We start from the raw sequence: 17,021 nt of genomic DNA on the forward strand, positions 1-17,021 counted from the left end.
GCGGGAGTCCTCAGTCGGCCTGGGCGTCGTCGCCCGGCAGCGCCGGCGCGGCATCGAGCTGGGCGGCGGTGACCGGATACGGCTGCGCCGGCTTGCCGAGTTCGGCACGGCTGCCGTTGACCACGATCAGGCGCTCGCCCGGCTTGAGCCCGGACTCCACCAGCCAGTCGTGGCCGATGGCCTCGCCGGTGCGGATGTGCCGCTCCACCACCTTGTTCTGCGCGTCGAGCAGCTTCACGACAGGCTCGCCCTTGCTGTCGCGCGTCACTGCCTGCTGCGGCACCAGCACCGCGCCCTGGTCGGTGGCCATCGGCAGCACCGCGCGCAGGTACATGCCCGGCAGCAGCAGGTGTTCGGGATTGGGCACCACCGCGCGCAGGGTGACGTTGCCGGTGCCGGCGTTGACCTGGGTGCCGACGAATTCGAGGGTGCCGGCATGCGGATAGGTGCTGCCGTCCTCCAGCCGCACCTGCACCTGCGCCTTGCCGTCGATGGCATGGATCTGCCCGGCGTCGAGCTGGCGGCGCAGCGCCAGCATCTGCGTGCTGGACTGGGTGACGTCCAGGTAGATCGGGTCCAGCCGCTGGATGGTGGTCAGCGCCGCGTCCTGCGCGGCGGTGAGCAGCGCGCCAACGGTGTAGGCGGAGGTGCCGATGGTGCCGGAGATCGGCGCGGTGATGCGGGTGTAGTCGAGGTTGATGCGCGCGGCCTGCAGCGCCGCCTTGGCCGCGACCACCGCCGCCTCGTCCTGGCGCAGCGCGGACACCGCGTCGTCGGCGTCCTGCTTGCTGGCCGCGTCCATGTCGGTGAGGCTGCGGGTGCGCTCGGCCTTGGGCCGCGCGCTGGCCAGCGCCGCCTCGGCCTGCACCAGGTTGCCGCGGGCGATGTCGTAGGCGGCCTGGTACGGCGCCGGATCGATCACGTACAGCGCCTGCCCGGCCTTGACCTCCTGGCCCTCCTGGAACAGGCGCTGACGCAGCAGCCCGCCGACCTGCGGGCGCACGTCGGCGGTCTCGTAGGCCACGGTGCGGCCGGCCAGGGTGCGCTCCACCGGCAGCGTGCGCGCGCCCAGGGTCAGCACCCCCACCCGCGGCGGCGGCGCGGACGCCGGCTTGTCACCGGAGCAGCCTCCGGCCACGGCAATGGCCAGCAATACGGCACAGCGAACGGGACGACGAGGCGCCTGGAAACGGTCGGACATGGGGGAGTGCGGCTGGGAAGAAACGCGCAACGCTACTCCACGGATGTGTCGCATCGCACCATGTCTGTAACAGTGCGTTGTACGGGCTTCACCAAGGTCGGAGAAACGTCGGAAACCGGCACACAGCGTCGCACCGGCGGACGGCGCCATTCGTTCTATTACCGAACACAAATGCGATAATCGCCCAACGTGGCGACGTCCTTTCCAGACGCGGCATGTCATCGTGCGCACGCCCGCCTTCGCCCTCGTGGCCGGCCGCGGGCGCCACGCGCCTACCCTGCTGCAGAGGATCGAAAACGTGCAAACCCAATCGGATGTGTCGGCCGGCGGCCGGATATTGCTGTGGAGCGTCGGCCTGCTGCTGGCGCTGATCGGACTGGCGCTGCTGGTCGGCGGCATCCGCCTGGCCACCCTCGGCGGCAGCCTCTATTTCCTGGCGATGGGCGCGGCCTGCGTGGCCTCGGCGCTGCTGGTGCTGCGGCGGCGCCCGGCCGGCGCCTGGCTGTACGCGCTGGCGTTCGTGCTGAGCGTGGCCTGGGCGTACTGGGATGCGGGCCTGGCGTTCTGGCCGCTGGTGTCGCGGCTGATGATGCCGGCGGTGCTGGCGCTGCTGGTCGCCTTGGTCTACCCGACCCTGCGCCGCGCCCGCGGCCTGCCCGGCGGACGCGGCGCCTATGCGCTGGCGGCGGTGCTGGCGCTGGCCTGCGCCGGCGGCCTGGCCGGCATGTTCGTGCCGCATCCGCCGGTGGTCGCCAGCGGCCCCGGCCCGGCACCGGTGCCGGTGACCCCGGCGCAGGCGCAGCGCGACTGGAGCCACTACGGCAACACCGCCGGCGGCAGCCGCTTCGCCGCGCTGGACCAGATCGGCCGCGGCAACGTCGGCCAGTTGCAGGTGGCCTGGACCTACCGCACCGGCGACATCGCCCTCAGCGACGGCAACGGCGCCGAAGACCAGACCACCCCACTGCAGATCGGCGAGACGCTGTACGTGTGCACCCCGCACAACAACGTCATCGCGCTGGACGCCAGCAGCGGCCGGCAGCTGTGGAAGCGCGAGATCAACGCGCAGTCCTCGGTCTGGCAGCGCTGCCGCGGCCTGGCCTACTTCGATGCCGATGCGGCGCTGGTCCAGCCCAGCGCCGCCAACGCCTCGCCGGTGGCGGCAGCGGCACTGCCGGCCGGCGCCAACTGCCGGCGCCGCGTGCTGACCAACACCATCGACGCGCGGCTGATCGCGCTGGACGCGGACACCGGCGCGTTCTGCAGCGGCTTCGGCCAGAACGGCCAGGTCGACCTGAAGGCCGGCCTCGGCGCCGCACCCGATCCGTTCTACCAGTTGACCTCGGCGCCGACCGTGGCCGGGACCACGGTGGTGGTGGGCGGCCGCGTCGCCGACAACGTGCAGGCCGACATGCCCGGCGGCGTGATCCGCGGCTTCGACGTGATCACCGGCGCACAGCGCTGGGCCTTCGATCCGGGCAATCCGCAGGACACGCAGCCGCCGGCGCCGGGCAAGACCTACGTGCGCAGCACGCCGAACGTGTGGGCGCCGATGTCCTACGACGCCGCCTCCAACACGGTGTTCCTGCCGATGGGCAGCCCGTCCACCGACCTGTACGGTGCCGAGCGCAGCGCGCTGGACCACCGCTTCGGCGCCTCGATCACCGCGCTGGACGCCAGCACCGGCCAGGTCAAGTGGGTCTACCAGACCGTGCACAACGATCTGTGGGACTTCGACCTGCCGATGCAGCCGAGCCTGATCGACTTCCCGATGGCCGACGGCCGCAAGGTGCCGGCGCTGATCATCGGCACCAAGGCCGGCCAGCTGTACGTGCTCGACCGCGCCACCGGCAAACCGCTGACCGAGGTCCGCGAGGTGCCGGTGAAGGCCGCCGACATCCCCCACGAACCATATGCGCTGACCCAACCGCTGTCGGTGGGCATGCCGCAGATCGGCACCAAGCACCTGAGCGAAGCGGACATGTGGGGCGCCACCCTGCTGGACCAGATGCTGTGCCGCATCGCCTTCAAGAAGATGCGCTACGAGGGCCTGTACACCGCGCCCGGCACCGACGTGTCGCTGAGCTTCCCCGGCTCGCTGGGCGGCATGAACTGGGGCGGGCTGTCGGTCGACCCGGTGCACGACGTGGTGTTCGCCAACGACATGCGCCTGGGGCTGTGGGTGCAGATGATTCCGCAGAAGGCCGACAAGGCCGCCGCCTCCAGCGGCGGCGAGGCGGTCAACACCGGCATGGGCGCGGTGCCGTTGAAGGGCACGCCGTACGCGGTCAACAAGAACCGCTTCCTGTCGGCGCTGGGCATCCCCTGCCAGGCGCCGCCGTTCGGCACGCTCAGCGCGATCGACCTGAAGACCCGCCGCATCGCCTGGCAGGTGCCGGTGGGCACCGTGCAGGACACCGGCCCGCTCGGCTTCAAGATGCACCTGCCGATCCCGGTCGGCATGCCGACCCTGGGCGGCACCCTGGCCACGCAGAGCGGCCTGGTGTTCATCGCCGGCACCCAGGACTACTACCTGCGGGCGTTCGACAGCGGCACCGGCAAGGAACTGTGGAAGGCACGGCTGCCGGTGGGCAGCCAGGGCGGGCCGATGACCTACGTGTCGACCAAGACCGGCAAGCAGTACATCGTGATCACCGCCGGCGGCGCGCGGCAGTCGCCGGACCGCGGCGACTACGTGATCGCCTACGCCTTGCCGAACGCCAAGTAGGAATCCGGCGCACCGGCGCCATCTGCGCGCGGCGGCAATGGATCGCCGCCGCATGTGCGGACCTCACAGCGCCTCGACCGAGGCGCCGCAGGTTGGCCGACACATTGGGTATGGCGCCGGACACGGCGCCGATCGTGTGACGCAAGCCAGGCCGCGCCGCAAAGCGCGTTGCGCTCGAAGACTGGAATGGAGCCGCGCCCGCGCCGCCCCGCCCTCAACGCGCCGGCTGCAGCCGCATCGTCAGCACCGCGGCAATGGCCACCAGCAGCGGCAACGCCAGCACGTAATACAGGTTGGCCGGCTGCCAGCCGGCGTCGACCAGCACGCCGACGGTCATCGGCGAAAGGATCGCGCCGACGCGGCCGATGCCGATCGCCCAGCCCAGGCCGGTGGTGCGCACGGTGGGCGCGAACACGATCGGCGCCAGCGCATACAGGCCGGCCATCGAGCCGAACAGCGCCGCGCCGATCACGAAGGCCACGGGGAAGGCCAGCTGCAACTGCGTGCCGAGCGTGGCGAACGCCGCCATTCCCAGTGCGGCGATCAGGAAGCTGACGGCGGTCAGCCGTGGCAGCAGAAAACGTGCGGCCAGGCCGCCGAACAAGGCGCCGCCGACGATGCCGCCCAGGTTCAGCAGCACCCCGCCGGTGACGCCCTGCTCGGCCGACAGCCCGGCTTGCACCAGCAGTTTCGGCGTCCAGCTCAGCACGAAATAGAAGGCGAACATGTGCATGAAGAAGCCCAGCGCGATCAGCACGCTGTTGCGGCGCAGGCCGGGGGTGAACAGCGCAGCGTAGCCCGCCTTCTCCTGCACCGGCGGTCGCGGCGGCAGCGCATCCAGGGTCGGCGCGCGCATGCGCGTCAGCAGCGCATTGAGCCGCGCCAGCGCATCCGGCGGGCGCCGGCTGAGCAGGAAGTCCAGCGATTCGGGCAGCAACGCCAGCACCACCGGGATGCACAGCAGCGAGGCGAGTGCGCCGAACAGGAAGGCCGCATGCCAGCCCCAGCGTTCCAGCAGCATCGCGGCGATCAACCCGCCCAGCGTGGCGCCGATGGGATAGCCGGTGGCCTGCAGGGCCACTGCGGTGCTGCGCCACTTCGGGCTGGCGTATTCGGCGGTGATCACGCCGACACCGGCGAGCATGCCGCCGATGCCGATGCCGGTGAACACGCGCAGCGCCGCAAGTTGCCAGATGTCCTGCGCCAGTGCCGAGGCGGCCATGCCGACGGTCAGGATCACCAGGCAGCACAGGATCATGTTGCGCCGGCCCCAGCGGTCGGCCAGCGGCGCCAGCAGCAGCGAGCCCAGCGCCATGCCCACCAGCCCGGCGCTGAGCGCGATCCCCAGCAGCTTGCCGGACAAACGCCAGGCCTCCGACACGTGCGGGGCGATGAACGCCATCACCATCACGTCGAAGCCGTCGAGCATGTTCAACAGCACGCAGACCGCGATCGCCGTCCACTGGAAACCGCTCATGCGATCCAGGACGAGGGCGGCGGGCGTGGCGGCGGCATGGCTCATGGCAACACTCCTGCAGGAACGGCGAACGAGGACGGCAGCGTCGCGGGATTACTTGGGCGGCGCGGCGGCATGCAGCGCATCGAGCGTCTGCCGCAACCGCGCCGCGTCGATCTGCCCGGGCGCCGAGGCGCTGCCGAGCATGCCGAAGGTCAGGCTCTGCCCGAAGGTCTCGCCGGACAGCCGCGACACCGCGCCCAGCGGCCCCATCGCCATGGTCAGCAGCGGCTGCCCGCTGCGCTGGCGCATCTGCCAGGTGGCGTCGAGCAGGTGCAGCACGTCGCCCGGATCTCGCGGCATCACCGCGATCTTCAGCACGTCGGCGCCCAGCGCCTGCTGCCGCTGCAGCCGCGCCACGATCTCCGCCACCGGGGGAGTGGCGTGGAAGTCGTGGCTGGACATCACCACATACACGTCCTGCCGGTGCGCATGCTCAACCACTTGCCGCAGCACCGCCGGGTCGCGGAACATCTCCACATCGAGCAGGTCGGCGAAGCGCGCGTCCAGCAGGCGCGCGTACAGCGCGCCGTAGGCGGCATCGTCGATCGCCACCGCGCCGCCCTCGGCCTTGGTGCGGAAGGTCAGCAGCAGCGGCTTGCCGTGCAGCGCCTGCGCCAGGCGCGGCCCCAGGGCCGCCAGCGCCGCCGCGTCGGTGGCCCCGTCCATCAGGTCGATGCGCCACTCGGCCAGGTCCGCATCGGGCGAGGCGGCGATGCGCTGCGCCTGCGCCAGCGCCTCCCCGGCATCGTGCGCGGTGATCGGCACGATGATCTTGGGCAGGCCGGTGCCGATGGCGAGCCCGCGGATCTGCAGCACGCGCGCCGGCGGCAGCGGCGCGCCCGCGGACGGCGCGGCGGGCGCCGCTGCCGGAGGCACCGCAGGTGCGGCCTGCAGCGGCGAGGCCAGCAGCAGGCCGGCGCAGCACAGGAAGGTCAGTCGTCGTGGCAACAAGGGCATCGGGATCGGCCTGGGCAGGAGGCGCGCAGCGCGCGCTCAGAAGGTGAGCTTGACCTGCAGCCCCACCGCCAGCGCGTTGTCGGTACGCGCATAGGCGAAGGTGCCGGGGTTGACGATGTACTGCACGTCCGGCCGCAGCATCAGCCACGGCGTCAGCTGCGCGCTGTAGGACAGTTCGTAGAGTTCCTCGGCGGTGTCGAGCGCGAACACCGGCGCCTCCGGTGGCACGCCGGCATCGAGCAGCGCCGCGCGCCGCGCGTCGAGCAGGCGGTGGTTGATGTCGGCGCCGACGTAGCCCAGCGCGATGCGGTCCTGGCTGCGCCGGCCGATGCCCTGGTACACGCCGCCCACGGCGTACCAACGGGTGATCTGCGCGGTGGCATGGTCGGACACCATGTACTGGGCGAAGCCAGTGAGGCCGCGGCCGCGCTCGCCGCCGGGCGAATAAAGCTTCTGCTCCACCAGCAGGTAGGCGCCGTCGCGGCCGGTGGTGGCGCGCGGGTCCAGACCCTTGCGCGGCACCCGCGAGGAGTCGTAGTAGCCGCCGAACTTGTAGGTGCCCGGATAGGCGCCGCTGGCGCCGGGCGTCCAGGTGAGTTCGACGGGAAACAGCGAGCCGGTGGTGCCGCGCGCGTCCAGGTCGAACGCGGTGTGCACGTTGTTGTTGGTGCTGGGGTTGACCTGGAACCAGCCGACCCGCAGGTTCGCCGCCGGCGTCAGTTGCTGCGCCGCCTCCGCGCCCCAGCGCGCGTTGGGATAGTTGTACCAGCCGCTGTTGCCGGACATCGCCAGCGGATGCGCGCAGAACGCGGCGTTGACGAAGTTGGTCAGCAGCGTGTGCGCGCCGAACTGGTTGCCCATCGCGTAGAAGCCGGCCTTGATGTAGCTGCGCCCGTCGTTGAAGCGGCGGTCGTAGCTCAGTTCGGTCAGCCGGGTGAACTGGCCGCCATAGGCTTCCTGGATCGGGAAGCGGTTGCCGAGCAGATCGGCCGAGGTGCTGCGGCCGCGGCGGTCGTTGACGGTCACGTGCAGCGTGCCGCCGCCCCAGCCGGCGAGTTTCGCCAGGTCCAGGTCCACGCCCAGCCGCACCTGCTGCGCATAGCGCGCGCCGCGCTCGCCGCGGCCGCCGTCGACCACGCCCATGGCTTCGCCGACGTAGTCGCCGCGCACGTTGACGCCGCGTTGCAGCCAGTCGCTGCGCGTACCGTCCCAGTCGCCGGTCAAGGTGCTGTGCGCCAGGTCGGCGGCGTCCTGCGCGGCGGCGACCGCCGGGTCGAAGGCGATGACCGCAGCCAGCAGCGACCAGGCCGGCAACGGCGGCAGGCGGCGCGGCGCACGCGCGCCGGCGGAGACGACGCGGCTCACGGCGTCACCGCCAGCGGTGCGCTCAGCGGCGAGGTCGCGCCATCGTCGCTGGTGACGGTGGCGGTGAGTGTGGCCAGCACCGCGCCATCGCCGTCCAGCGGCAGCGCAAAGCGGCCCTGTCCCTGTGCATCCACTTGCGTCTCGACGCGGCCAAGATAGCGTTCGGCTTCGTCGTCGCCGCGGTGGCGATTGCCGAACAGCTCCACCGTGTAGAGATGGCCGGGCCGGCCGACGAAGCTGCCCTGCACCTGCGGCACGCCGGCGCCGCGTTCGATCTTGCGCAACTGCGGAGCGGCCTGGCCGAAGTTCGGCGGCGGTTGGCAACCGTCGGGCGCAGCAGCGCCGCAGATCGCCGCGCGCTTGCGCGGGTCCGGATCGACGCCGATGCCGCGCGAGCCGACGAAGGACGCATGCTCCAGGCCCGGCACGCCGAACACGATGGCGCCGCGCGCCTGGCCGGGCACGCAGGCGCCGCCGGCGAAGCAGCGTTCGATCTTCAGGCCATTGCCGGACAGCAGGTTGGCGCTGAACCGGTTGGGCTCGCTACGCGGCTGCGGGCGTACCGCGATGCCGATGCCGTTGCCGGTCAGGCGGTTGCCCTCGATCAGATTGTCGCGGCCAGTGACGCTGACCCCGATCGAATTGCCGGCGAAGTCGTTGTCGGCGATGGTGTTGCGGTTGCCCCAGTTGATCTGCAGCCCGTCGGAATAGCGCTCGAAGCGGTTGCGCAGCACGGTGTTGTCGTTGCCCCACAGGATCTCGATGCCCTGCGAGGGCTCGGGATTGGCATCGGTGGAGCGGAACACGTTGTCGGCCACCAGGTTCCAGGCCGCGCCGCGGGTCAGTTCCAGGCCGTCGCCGTTGTCGAGGAAGGTGTTGCGCTCGATGCGGTTGCGCACGGTGGTGGTGGCGGTGGACTGGCCGTTGCCGTCGTCGCCGGTCAGCATCACCCCGGCGCCGCCGTGGTTGGCGACGATGCGGTTGTCGCGCAGCACATTGTCGCTGGCGCGGTTGAGCAGCACGCCGATGCAGAAGTTGCGGATCTCCAGGCCGCTCAGTTCCACGCCATGGGTATCGCGCAGCACCAGGCCGGGCAGCGTGGTGCTGCGCACGTTGGTGCCGAACTGGCCCTTCTCGGCGCCCGGGCAGGCGGCGGTGCCCTTGCCGTGGATGTAGCCGGCACCGTCGATGGCGATGTACTGGCCGTCGTGCGCCCGCGCCAGGCCCACCACCTGCAGCGGCCCCTGCAGCGCCGGCAACGGTGCGCGCGGGCGGATCACGTACGGCGGCGCGCCCACCGCGGCGATCTCGATGCGGTAGCGGCCGGGGGCCTGGTTGGCGGTGGTGATCGCCCAGCGCAAGGAGCCCGGGGCGTCGTCGTCGGCGTAGCGGTCCACGGTGAGCACGCTGCGCTCCGGCGGCGGCGGCTCGGCCTGGTAGGCGCACACGGCACCGGGAAGCAGGGCCGCGAGCAGGGCCAGGCCGCGGGAAAACGCACAGGACATGCACCATCTCCAACAGAATCGGGACCGCACCGGCGGCGGGCGGCGCCGCGGCCGCCAGCGGGCACGCGTCGCGCGCTGCCAGGCGCCGGGACAGCGGCAACGCTAGTTTTATCGCACTGCACCATTCAAGTGCGAATATCGATTAGCGGTGCGTTTATCGCACAATCGCGTGCTTCGCCCAGCCCCTCGGGCGCTCCACAGGCGGCAGCCGGCGCCAGGCGCCGCGCTATCATCGGCGCCCGCGTGGCCGCCGGCCGCCCACCGCCGGAGAGCAGCATGTCCCCGATCCGCCCCTACCTCGACACGACTCCGCAGCTGGGCGCGCGCGTCTATGTCGACCCGGCCTGCACCGTGATCGGCGACGTGGTGCTGGAGGACGACGTGTCGGTATGGCCGGGCACGGTGATCCGCGGCGACGTCAACTACGTGCGCATCGGCGCGCGCAGCAACATCCAGGACGGCACCATCATCCACGTCAGCCACCACAGCCCGTTCAACGCGGCCGGCTACCCGACCTTGATCGGCGCGGACGTGACCGTGGGCCACGGCACCATCATCCATGCCTGCACCATCGAGGACCTGTGCCTGATCGGCATGGGCGCGTGCATCCTCGATGGCGCCACGGTGAAGAAATACGGCTTCGTCGGTGCCGGTGCGGTGGTCGGCCCGGGCAAGACCGTCGGCAAGGGCGAGCTGTGGCTGGGCAATCCCGCGCGCAAGGCGCGCATGCTCAGCGACAAGGAGATCGAGAGCCTGCACTACTCGGCGCAGCACTACGTGCGGCTGAAGGACCGTTACCTCACCGGCAACGGCTGAGGCCACTGCGGTGGTTGCGGCACCTGCGCCGCGGCTGGCGTGCGCCGCGCGCTTGCGCGACACTAGGCGCCTCTGGCGTGGGGACGCCACCGAACGAATGGAATCGCCGATGCTCAAGATCTCGCTGCGCGGCCTGCTGGCCGCTTTTTTCTGCGCGCTGTGCGCCACCTCCGGCCCGGTGCTGGCCCAGGACAGCGGCCCGGACATGACCGCCGAGCAGTTCGTCGGCTCGCTGCATTTCCGCGACGGGCATATCGACCTGCCGCAGGCCAAGGTGCATTTCGACCTCGGCCCGGCGTTCCGCTTTCTGGACAAGGCCGACGCGCGCAGGGTGCTGGAGAGCTACTGGGGCAACCCGCCCGACGACGACGTGCTGGGCCTGATCGTGCCGCGCCAGCCCGCACTCGACGAGAAGGGCAGCTGGGCGGTGGTCGTCACCTATTCCGACGACGGCTACGTGTCCGACGAGGACGCCAGCAAGATCGACTACCAGGCCATGCTCAAGGACATGCAGGAGGAGACGCGCGAGTCCAACGCGCAGCGCAAGAAGGCCGGCTACGAGCAGGTCGACCTGATCGGCTGGGCGGTGCCGCCGCGCTACGACACCGGCAGCAAGAAGCTGTACTGGGCGCGCGAGCTGGCGTTCGCCGGCGAGCACGAGCACACCCTCAACTACGACATCCGCGTGCTCGGCCGGCATGGCTACCTCAGCCTCAATGCGGTCTCAGGCATGGGCGAACTGGCGCAGGTGCGCGAGGGCATGCAGCAGTTGCTGCCGATGGCCGAGTTCGACAGCGGCGCCCGCTATGCCGACCACAACCCGTCCACCGACAAGATCGCCAGCTACGGCCTGGCCACCCTGATCGGCGGCGGCCTGGCGGCCAAGGCCGGCCTGTTCGCCAAGCTGGGCCTGTTGTTGGCCAAGGCCTGGAAGCTGCTGCTGATCGGCCTGATGGCGCTGGTCGCCGGCGTGCGCAAGCTGTTCTCCGGGCGCCAGCGCGACGGCGGCACGGTACGCTGATCGGCGCCGCCGGCGTGCTGGGCAATTCACGCCACGCCGGCTAAAGTGCCGCTTCGGAGCAGGACGCAGTCGAGAGCAGCATGCCGCCACAGGCAGCCGGCCGAACGGAAGGACGGCCTCCCCACATCGCAGGTGCCCGTGTCCGCCGCACCACCTGGCGGCGGTAAGCGGCATGCTCGATACCTACCGCGAAGTCATCACCCCCGAGGGCGTGCCGCTGCATCTGCCGGCCGCCGGTGCGGTACCGCGCGCGCTGGCCTGGCTGATCGACCTGGCGCTGCGCTTCGCCCTGCTCACCGCCATGGGCATGTTCCTCGGCATGCTCGGCGGCCTCGGCCAGGGCCTGTACCTGGTGGCGATGTTCCTGGTGTTCTGGGCGTACCCGATCGTGCTGGAGGGCTGGCGCGGCCAGACCCTGGGCAAGCAGGCGCTGGGCCTGCGCGTGGTGGCGCGCAACGGCGCGCCGGTGGGCTGGATGGCCGCGATCACCCGCAACCTGCTGCGCACCGTGGACATGCTGCCGTTCGGCTACGCCGTCGGCCTGATCGCCTGCCTGTTCGACACCCATTCGCGGCGCCTGGGCGACCTGGTCGCGGGCACGCTGGTGGTGCACCAGCCGCCGCGCGAGGACGAGGCGCTGCCGCCGATCGCCAGCGCGCTCGCGCCGCCGCGGCCGCTGCTGCCGGCCGAACAGGCGGCGCTGATCGCCTTCGCCGAGCGCGCGCCGCGGCTCACCCCGGAGCGGCAACTGGAACTGGCCGCGCTGGCGCAGCCGCTGACCGAGACGCCGGGCCAGGCCGGGGTGCTGCGCCTGTACGCGATGGCCAACTGGCTGCTGGGCCGCCGATGAAACAGGAACAGTTCGTCCTCCGTCATCAGCAGGAATGGCAGGTGTTCGAGGCCTGGCTGCAGCGCAGCGCGCGCAGGTCGGCGCCGAACAAGGCCGGCGCCGCCAGCGACGCCAGCAAGACCGCCGCGCCGCCGACCGCGATCCCGATTCCAGACCAGCCGACGCCGCTCGCCGACGAGGACATGCCGGCGCGCTACCGGCGCGTGTGCCATCAACTGGCGCTGGCGCGCAGGCGCGGCTACAGCCCGCAGGTCACCGCGCGCCTGCAGCACCTGATGCAGCAGGGCCACACCGTCCTGTACCGGGCGCCGCGTCCGCGCTGGCGGCGCGCGGCGGAATTCCTGTTCGCCGAGTTCCCGCAGCTGGTGCGCAGCCAGGCCGGCTACATGGCGGCGGCCACCGCGCTGTTCGTGGTGCCGCTGGTGACCATCTTCGTGCTGCTGCAGTTCCGTCCGGAACTGATCCACGGGTTGATGGACCCGATGCAGGTCACCCAGGTCGAGCGCATGTACGACCCGGCCGCCAGCGCACAGAAGCTCGGCCGCGACAGCGGCACCGATTGGCAGATGTTCGGCCACTACATCATGAACAACATCAGCATCGGCCTGCGCACGTTCGCCAGTGGCCTGCTGGCGGGACTGGGCACGGTGCTGGTGCTGCTGTTCAACGGCATCACCATCGGCGCGGTGGCCGGGCACCTGCACCAGATCGGCTACGGCATCACCTTCTGGCGCTTCGTCGCCGGGCATGCGCCGTTCGAGCTGACCGCGATCGTGATCGCCGGCGGTGCCGGCCTGCAGCTCGGCCTGAAGGTGCTGGCGCCGGGACGGCGGCGGCGCATCGATGCGCTGGTGGAAGGCGGCAAGATCGGCGCGCGGCTGTGCCTGGGCGTGGCTGCGATGCTGCTGGTGGCCGCCTTCATCGAGGCGTTCTGGTCGTCCATCGCGACCGTGCCGGCGTGGATCAAGTACAGCGTGTCGGCGGCGCTCTGGACGCTGGTGCTGGCGTGGCTGTGGCGCGGCGGGCGCGGCCGCGCGGAGGCCATCGATGCGGATTGAGCGCCTGGACGTGGTGCTGCGCGCACGCTCGGCCTGGGAAGCGATGGAACTGGGCAGCGCCCTGATCCGCCGCCACGCCGGGGCGATCTGGAAGCCCTGGCTGCTGGTCACCCTGCCGCTGTTCGCCGTGCTCAACCTCGGCGCCTGGGCGATCGATGCGCTGTGGCTGGCACCGCTGCTGCTGTGGTGGCTGAAGCCGGTGCTGGACCGGATCCCGCTGTTCGTGATCTCGCGCGCGGTGTTCGGCGACGTGCCGCGCGTGCGCGACACCGTGCGCGCGCAGGGCGCCTGGGGCTGGCGCACCCTGATCGGCTACCTGACCTGGCGCCGGCTGAGCCCGGCGCGCAGCGTGTTCATGCCGCTGGAACTGCTGGAAGGCGCGAGCGCCAGCCAGCAGCGCGAGCGCCGCCGCACCCTGGGCGGGGCGATCTACGGCCACGCGCTGCTGATGGCCAGCGTCTTCGCCACGTTCGAGGGCATGCTCAGCCTGGCCTGCATCGCCACGATCTTCCTGTTCGTGCCCATCGACCTGCTGCCGGAAACCGCGCGCGCGGCCTGGTCGCTGATCGGCCAGCAGACCCCGGTGTGGGCGGACATCGGCTTCAACACCATCGCCTGGCTGGCGATGACCCTGATCGAACCGTTCTTCGTCGGCGCCGGCTTCGGCCTGTACCTCAACCGGCGCACCCAGCTCGAAGCCTGGGACGTGGAAATGGCGCTGCGTCGGATGGCCGCGCGCCTGCGTGCCGCCGCGCCACTGGCGTTGCTGTGCGTGGTCCTGCTCGCCGCGCCGGCCGTGGCGCTGCGTGCGCAGCCGGCGGCCGACGACACGGCGGTGCAGACGGCGGCGGAGCAGGATGCTCCCGCCGACGCCGGGCGCGATGACGGGACCGATGCCGATACCGATGCCGACACGGACACTGACAGTGATGCGGATGCAGATGCCGACAGCAAGCCCGCCGCCGATACCCACCACCACAACGCCGCGCATCCGGTCCCGCTGGACGAAGTGTTCGACACCGAGCCCGCCGCCGATGCGCGCTTCGCCCGCGCCGCCGACCGCGCCTACGCCGACCCGCTGCTGACCGCCAAGCGCACCATCGGCTACTGGAAGAAGCGCAATCCCGACGAACCGCCCAAGCCGGACGACAAGCAGCAAGACCTCACCGCGTTCGGCAAATGGATGAAGGCCGCCGCCCAGGCCATCGCGTTCGTCGGCAAGTGGGGCATGTGGGTGCTGGCCGGCATCCTGCTGCTGATGCTGCTGCTGACCGCCAGGCACTGGCTGCCGTGGATGCGCGGCACCGGGCGCCGGCGTGCACCGGTGGCGACGGCACCGGAGCACACGCCGGTGCTGGCGCCGCAACCGCTGCCGGACGACGTGGCGACGGTGGCACGACGCGCCTGGCGCGAAGGCCGCCACCGCGACGCGCTGGCGCTGCTGTACCGGGCCAGCGTGGCGACGCTGTGCGAGCGCGCCGATCTGGTGTTGCCGCCCAGCGCCACCGAGGCGCAGTGCCTGCGCGCCGCGCAACGCCTGCCCGACGACGCCGACCGCGGCCTGTTCGCGCGCATGGTGCGGGTCTGGCAGCACGCCGCCTATGCGGGCCGGCTGCCCGAGGACAGCGCCTTCGATGCGCTGGTCGACGACCTGCAGCGCCAGTTCCGGTGGCAGGCATGAACAGCGGCACGCGCAATGCGCTGATCTTCCTGGTCGGCCTGCTGCTGGTCAGCGTCGGCGCGGCCTGGTTCTTCGGCCGCTACGAACGCGCCGAGCGGGAGATCGTGCTGCCGCCACGCGGCGAGGCCGCCTACAACCCGCTGTACGCGCTGCGCCAGACCCTGCGCGCCGACGGCGTGCGTGCCGAGTCGCGGCAACGCCTGGACCTGGAGGCGATGCGCCTGCGCCCGCACGACAGCGTGGTGCTGTATGGCGACCCACGCATGCTCGGCAAGGCCGACGGCGACGCCTTGCTGGACTGGGTGGAGCATGGCGGACATCTGGTGCTGCGCACGCCCACCGCAGAGGTCAAGCGCGGCGACGTGCCGATCCTGGAAGCGCTGGACATCACCGTCGAGGCGCGCAGCCCGGACGACTGCCTGGTCATGGCGGTGCCGGGCGCGGCGCCACACAAGGTGTTCTGCGGCGGCCGCCGCTTCAACATCGACCCGGATACGCCCAGCAACTGGTGGAGCGGCGAGGACGACGACTTCGTGTTCGCGCGCGTGCCCTACGGCGACGGCAGCGTGGACGTGCTGTCGGAACTGGATTTCCTCGAGAACCAGGACGACCGGCTCGGCAGGATGTTCGAGGGCTCGCCGATGGAAGACGATCCGGTGCTGCGCAGCGGCGGGCTGCGCGAGGCCGGCAACCGCCTGCTGGCACGCCAGGTGCTGGGGCCGAACTACGGCCAGGGCACCATCCACCTGATCTATTCGGCCGAACTGCCATCGCTGTGGCGCACCCTGTTCACCCGCGGCTGGCCGGCCTGGCTGCCCGCGTTGCTGGTCCTGCTGGCCTGGCTGTGGTCGCGCATGCAGCGTTTCGGGCCGCTGCTCGCGCCGCCGGCCGAGGATCGCCGTTCGCTGCTGGAACACGTGCGCGCCAGCGGCGAACACCTGCTGCGCTACGGCCGCGCCGACCTGCTGCACGCGGCGGTACGCGAGGCGTTCCTGGCGCGGCTGCGCCGGCGCGCGCCGATCGCCGCCGCGCTGGAGGGCCAGGCCCAGGCCGCCGCCATCGCCGAACGCCTGCAGCTGCCCGTGGCGCAGGTCGAACAGGCGCTGCAACCGCCGCCGCCCAACCAACCCGCCGCCTTGCGCGAGCGCATCCGCCTCCTCGTCCAGATGAGAAACCAGTTATGACCACCGCCTCCTCCGACGCCGTCGCGCCGCTCGCCGGCCCTGCCCTGATCGAACGCGCCGAGGCGATCCGCGCCGCGGTCGGCCACGCCTTCATCGGCCAGCCGGAGGTGCTGGAGCAGATCCTGATCGCGCTGCTGGCCGGCGGGCATGTGCTGATCGAGGGCGTGCCCGGCCTCGGCAAGACCCTGCTGGTGCGCGCGCTGGCGCAGGCCCTGGAACTGAACTACGCACGCGTGCAGTTCACCCCGGACCTGATGCCCAGCGACGTCAGCGGCCACGCCGTGTACGACCCCAAGACCGAGAGCTTCAAGATCCGCCGCGGCCCGGTGTTCACCCACCTGCTGCTGGCCGACGAGATCAACCGCGCCCCGGCCAAGACCCAGTCGGCGCTGCTGGAAGTGATGCAGGAAGGCCAGGTCACCATCGAAGGCACGGCCTTCCCGCTGGCACCGCCGTTCCTGGCGCTGGCCACGCAGAACCCGGTCGAGCAGGAAGGCACCTACCCGTTGCCGGAAGCGCAACTGGACCGCTTCCTGCTGAAGATCCTGATCGACTACCCGCAACTGGAAGACGAGGCGCGCATGGTCGCCGCGGTCACCAGCGGCCGCAGCGCCGGCGACTTCGACCTGTCGCAGGTGCCGCGCGTGCTCGGCGCCGAGGACGTGGTGGCGATGCAGGCCGGCACCGCGGCCATCGCCGTCGACCCGCAGGTCATCGACTACGCCGTGCGCATCGTCGCCGCCACCCGCCGCTGGCCCGGCATTGCACTCGGCGCCGGCCCGCGCGGCAGCATCGCCCTGGTCCGCGCGGCGCGCGCGCAGGCCGTGCTGTCCGGCCGCGACTTCGTGATCCCCGACGACATCCGCGACGTGGCCAAGCCGGCCCTGCGCCACCGCATCGCCCTGGCCCCGGAACTGCAGATCGAAGGCCAGAGCGCCGACGACGCCCTCGGTGGGTTGCTGGCCAAGGTGGAGGCACCGCGGAAATGAGCGGGGAGTCGGGAATGGGGAATCGGGAATGGGAAAAGCCGGGGTTCCCGGCGTTGCCCGTAATTCCCGATTGCAGTGAGCTGACGAACGCAGCGACCCGTCGCGCTGCAGCCCTGCCGCTTTTCCCATTCCCCATTCCCCATTCCC

The 17,021-nt window shown here is 71.4% G+C and carries 13 protein-coding genes; 8 read left to right on the forward strand and 5 right to left on the reverse strand.

The features are described from left to right. Positions 1-10 precede the first annotated feature (10 nt). Complete coding sequence (locus CEK68_RS05785) at positions 11-1,201, reverse strand: efflux RND transporter periplasmic adaptor subunit (RefSeq protein WP_193314117.1); 1,191 nt, start codon at positions 1,199-1,201, stop codon at positions 11-13. Positions 1,202-1,499: 298 nt separating this feature from the next. On the opposite strand from CEK68_RS05785, the gene CEK68_RS05790 reads away from it, so the two are divergent. Beyond that, entirely contained in the window at positions 1,500-3,929 is a 2,430-nt protein-coding gene (locus tag CEK68_RS05790) for a membrane-bound PQQ-dependent dehydrogenase, glucose/quinate/shikimate family (RefSeq protein WP_152238816.1), read from the forward strand. A gap of 214 nt (positions 3,930-4,143) precedes the next feature. Here CEK68_RS05790 and CEK68_RS05795 read toward each other — a convergent pair whose 3' ends face one another. The 4 genes from CEK68_RS05795 to CEK68_RS05810 are packed head-to-tail and all read right to left on the reverse strand — an operon-like array spanning position 4,144 to position 9,275. Next, positions 4,144-5,451, reverse strand: a complete 1,308-nt coding sequence (locus CEK68_RS05795; RefSeq protein WP_152238817.1) for an MFS transporter — start codon at positions 5,449-5,451, stop codon at positions 4,144-4,146. Between the two features lie 48 nt (positions 5,452-5,499). Next, a complete protein-coding gene (gene aroD, locus CEK68_RS05800) occupies positions 5,500-6,396 on the reverse strand; it encodes a type I 3-dehydroquinate dehydratase (protein ID WP_226977775.1) in 897 nt (298 codons plus the stop codon). Positions 6,397-6,441: 45 nt separating this feature from the next. Beyond that, positions 6,442-7,770, reverse strand: a complete 1,329-nt coding sequence (locus CEK68_RS05805) for a carbohydrate porin (protein WP_152238818.1) — start codon at positions 7,768-7,770, stop codon at positions 6,442-6,444. Further along, entirely contained in the window at positions 7,767-9,275 is a 1,509-nt protein-coding gene (locus tag CEK68_RS05810) for a NosD domain-containing protein (protein WP_152238819.1), read from the reverse strand. The genes CEK68_RS05805 and CEK68_RS05810 overlap by 4 nt, the downstream gene beginning before the upstream one ends. A gap of 276 nt (positions 9,276-9,551) precedes the next feature. Between CEK68_RS05810 and CEK68_RS05815 the strand changes: the two genes are divergently transcribed. From CEK68_RS05815 to CEK68_RS05845, 7 genes are all read left to right on the forward strand, one after another. Next, positions 9,552-10,091 (forward strand): gamma carbonic anhydrase family protein, encoded by a 540-nt coding sequence (locus CEK68_RS05815; RefSeq protein WP_152238820.1) that lies wholly within the window; start codon positions 9,552-9,554, stop codon positions 10,089-10,091. Positions 10,092-10,188: 97 nt separating this feature from the next. Then, positions 10,189-11,112 (forward strand): DUF2167 domain-containing protein, encoded by a 924-nt coding sequence (locus CEK68_RS05820; RefSeq protein WP_152238821.1) that lies wholly within the window; start codon positions 10,189-10,191, stop codon positions 11,110-11,112. 172 nt (positions 11,113-11,284) lie between these two features. Next, on the forward strand, positions 11,285-11,962 hold the full coding sequence (locus CEK68_RS05825) for an RDD family protein (protein WP_152238822.1): 678 nt from the start codon (positions 11,285-11,287) through the stop codon (positions 11,960-11,962). Next, complete coding sequence (locus tag CEK68_RS05830) at positions 11,959-13,020, forward strand: stage II sporulation protein M (protein ID WP_152238823.1); 1,062 nt, start codon at positions 11,959-11,961, stop codon at positions 13,018-13,020. The genes CEK68_RS05825 and CEK68_RS05830 overlap by 4 nt, the downstream gene beginning before the upstream one ends. Continuing rightward, positions 13,010-14,701 carry a DUF4129 domain-containing protein gene (locus CEK68_RS05835; RefSeq protein WP_152238824.1) on the forward strand — a complete coding sequence of 564 codons (1,692 nt, stop codon included), beginning with the start codon at positions 13,010-13,012 and terminating at the stop codon, positions 14,699-14,701. The genes CEK68_RS05830 and CEK68_RS05835 overlap by 11 nt, the downstream gene beginning before the upstream one ends. After that, on the forward strand, positions 14,698-15,885 hold the full coding sequence (locus CEK68_RS05840) for a DUF4350 domain-containing protein (RefSeq protein ID WP_152238825.1): 1,188 nt from the start codon (positions 14,698-14,700) through the stop codon (positions 15,883-15,885). Before CEK68_RS05835 ends, CEK68_RS05840 begins: the two co-directional genes overlap by 4 nt. Further along, positions 15,882-16,874 carry a MoxR family ATPase gene (locus CEK68_RS05845; RefSeq protein WP_043094277.1) on the forward strand — a complete coding sequence of 331 codons (993 nt, stop codon included), beginning with the start codon at positions 15,882-15,884 and terminating at the stop codon, positions 16,872-16,874. The genes CEK68_RS05840 and CEK68_RS05845 overlap by 4 nt, the downstream gene beginning before the upstream one ends. Positions 16,875-17,021 lie beyond the last annotated feature (147 nt).

It is taken from the genome of Xanthomonas sp. LMG 12461 (assembly GCF_009192935.1).
Lineage (GTDB): Bacteria > Pseudomonadota > Gammaproteobacteria > Xanthomonadales > Xanthomonadaceae > Xanthomonas_A > Xanthomonas_A sontii.

Excerpts from the sequence above, each read along its gene's own strand:
- CEK68_RS05785 (WP_193314117.1), bottom strand. The coding sequence starts at position 1,201 with ATGTCCGACCGTTTCCAGGCGCCTCGTCGTCCCGTTCGCTGTGCCGTA.
- CEK68_RS05795 (WP_152238817.1), bottom strand. The coding sequence starts at position 5,451 with ATGAGCCATGCCGCCGCCACGCCCGCCGCCCTCGTCCTGGATCGCATG.
- CEK68_RS05810 (WP_152238819.1), bottom strand. The coding sequence starts at position 9,275 with ATGTCCTGTGCGTTTTCCCGCGGCCTGGCCCTGCTCGCGGCCCTGCTT.
- CEK68_RS05815 (WP_152238820.1), top strand. The coding sequence starts at position 9,552 with ATGTCCCCGATCCGCCCCTACCTCGACACGACTCCGCAGCTGGGCGCG.
- CEK68_RS05820 (WP_152238821.1), top strand. The coding sequence starts at position 10,189 with ATGGAATCGCCGATGCTCAAGATCTCGCTGCGCGGCCTGCTGGCCGCT.
- CEK68_RS05825 (WP_152238822.1), top strand. The coding sequence starts at position 11,285 with ATGCTCGATACCTACCGCGAAGTCATCACCCCCGAGGGCGTGCCGCTG.
- CEK68_RS05830 (WP_152238823.1), top strand. The coding sequence starts at position 11,959 with ATGAAACAGGAACAGTTCGTCCTCCGTCATCAGCAGGAATGGCAGGTG.
- CEK68_RS05835 (WP_152238824.1), top strand. The coding sequence starts at position 13,010 with ATGCGGATTGAGCGCCTGGACGTGGTGCTGCGCGCACGCTCGGCCTGG.
- CEK68_RS05840 (WP_152238825.1), top strand. The coding sequence starts at position 14,698 with ATGAACAGCGGCACGCGCAATGCGCTGATCTTCCTGGTCGGCCTGCTG.
- CEK68_RS05845 (WP_043094277.1), top strand. The coding sequence starts at position 15,882 with ATGACCACCGCCTCCTCCGACGCCGTCGCGCCGCTCGCCGGCCCTGCC.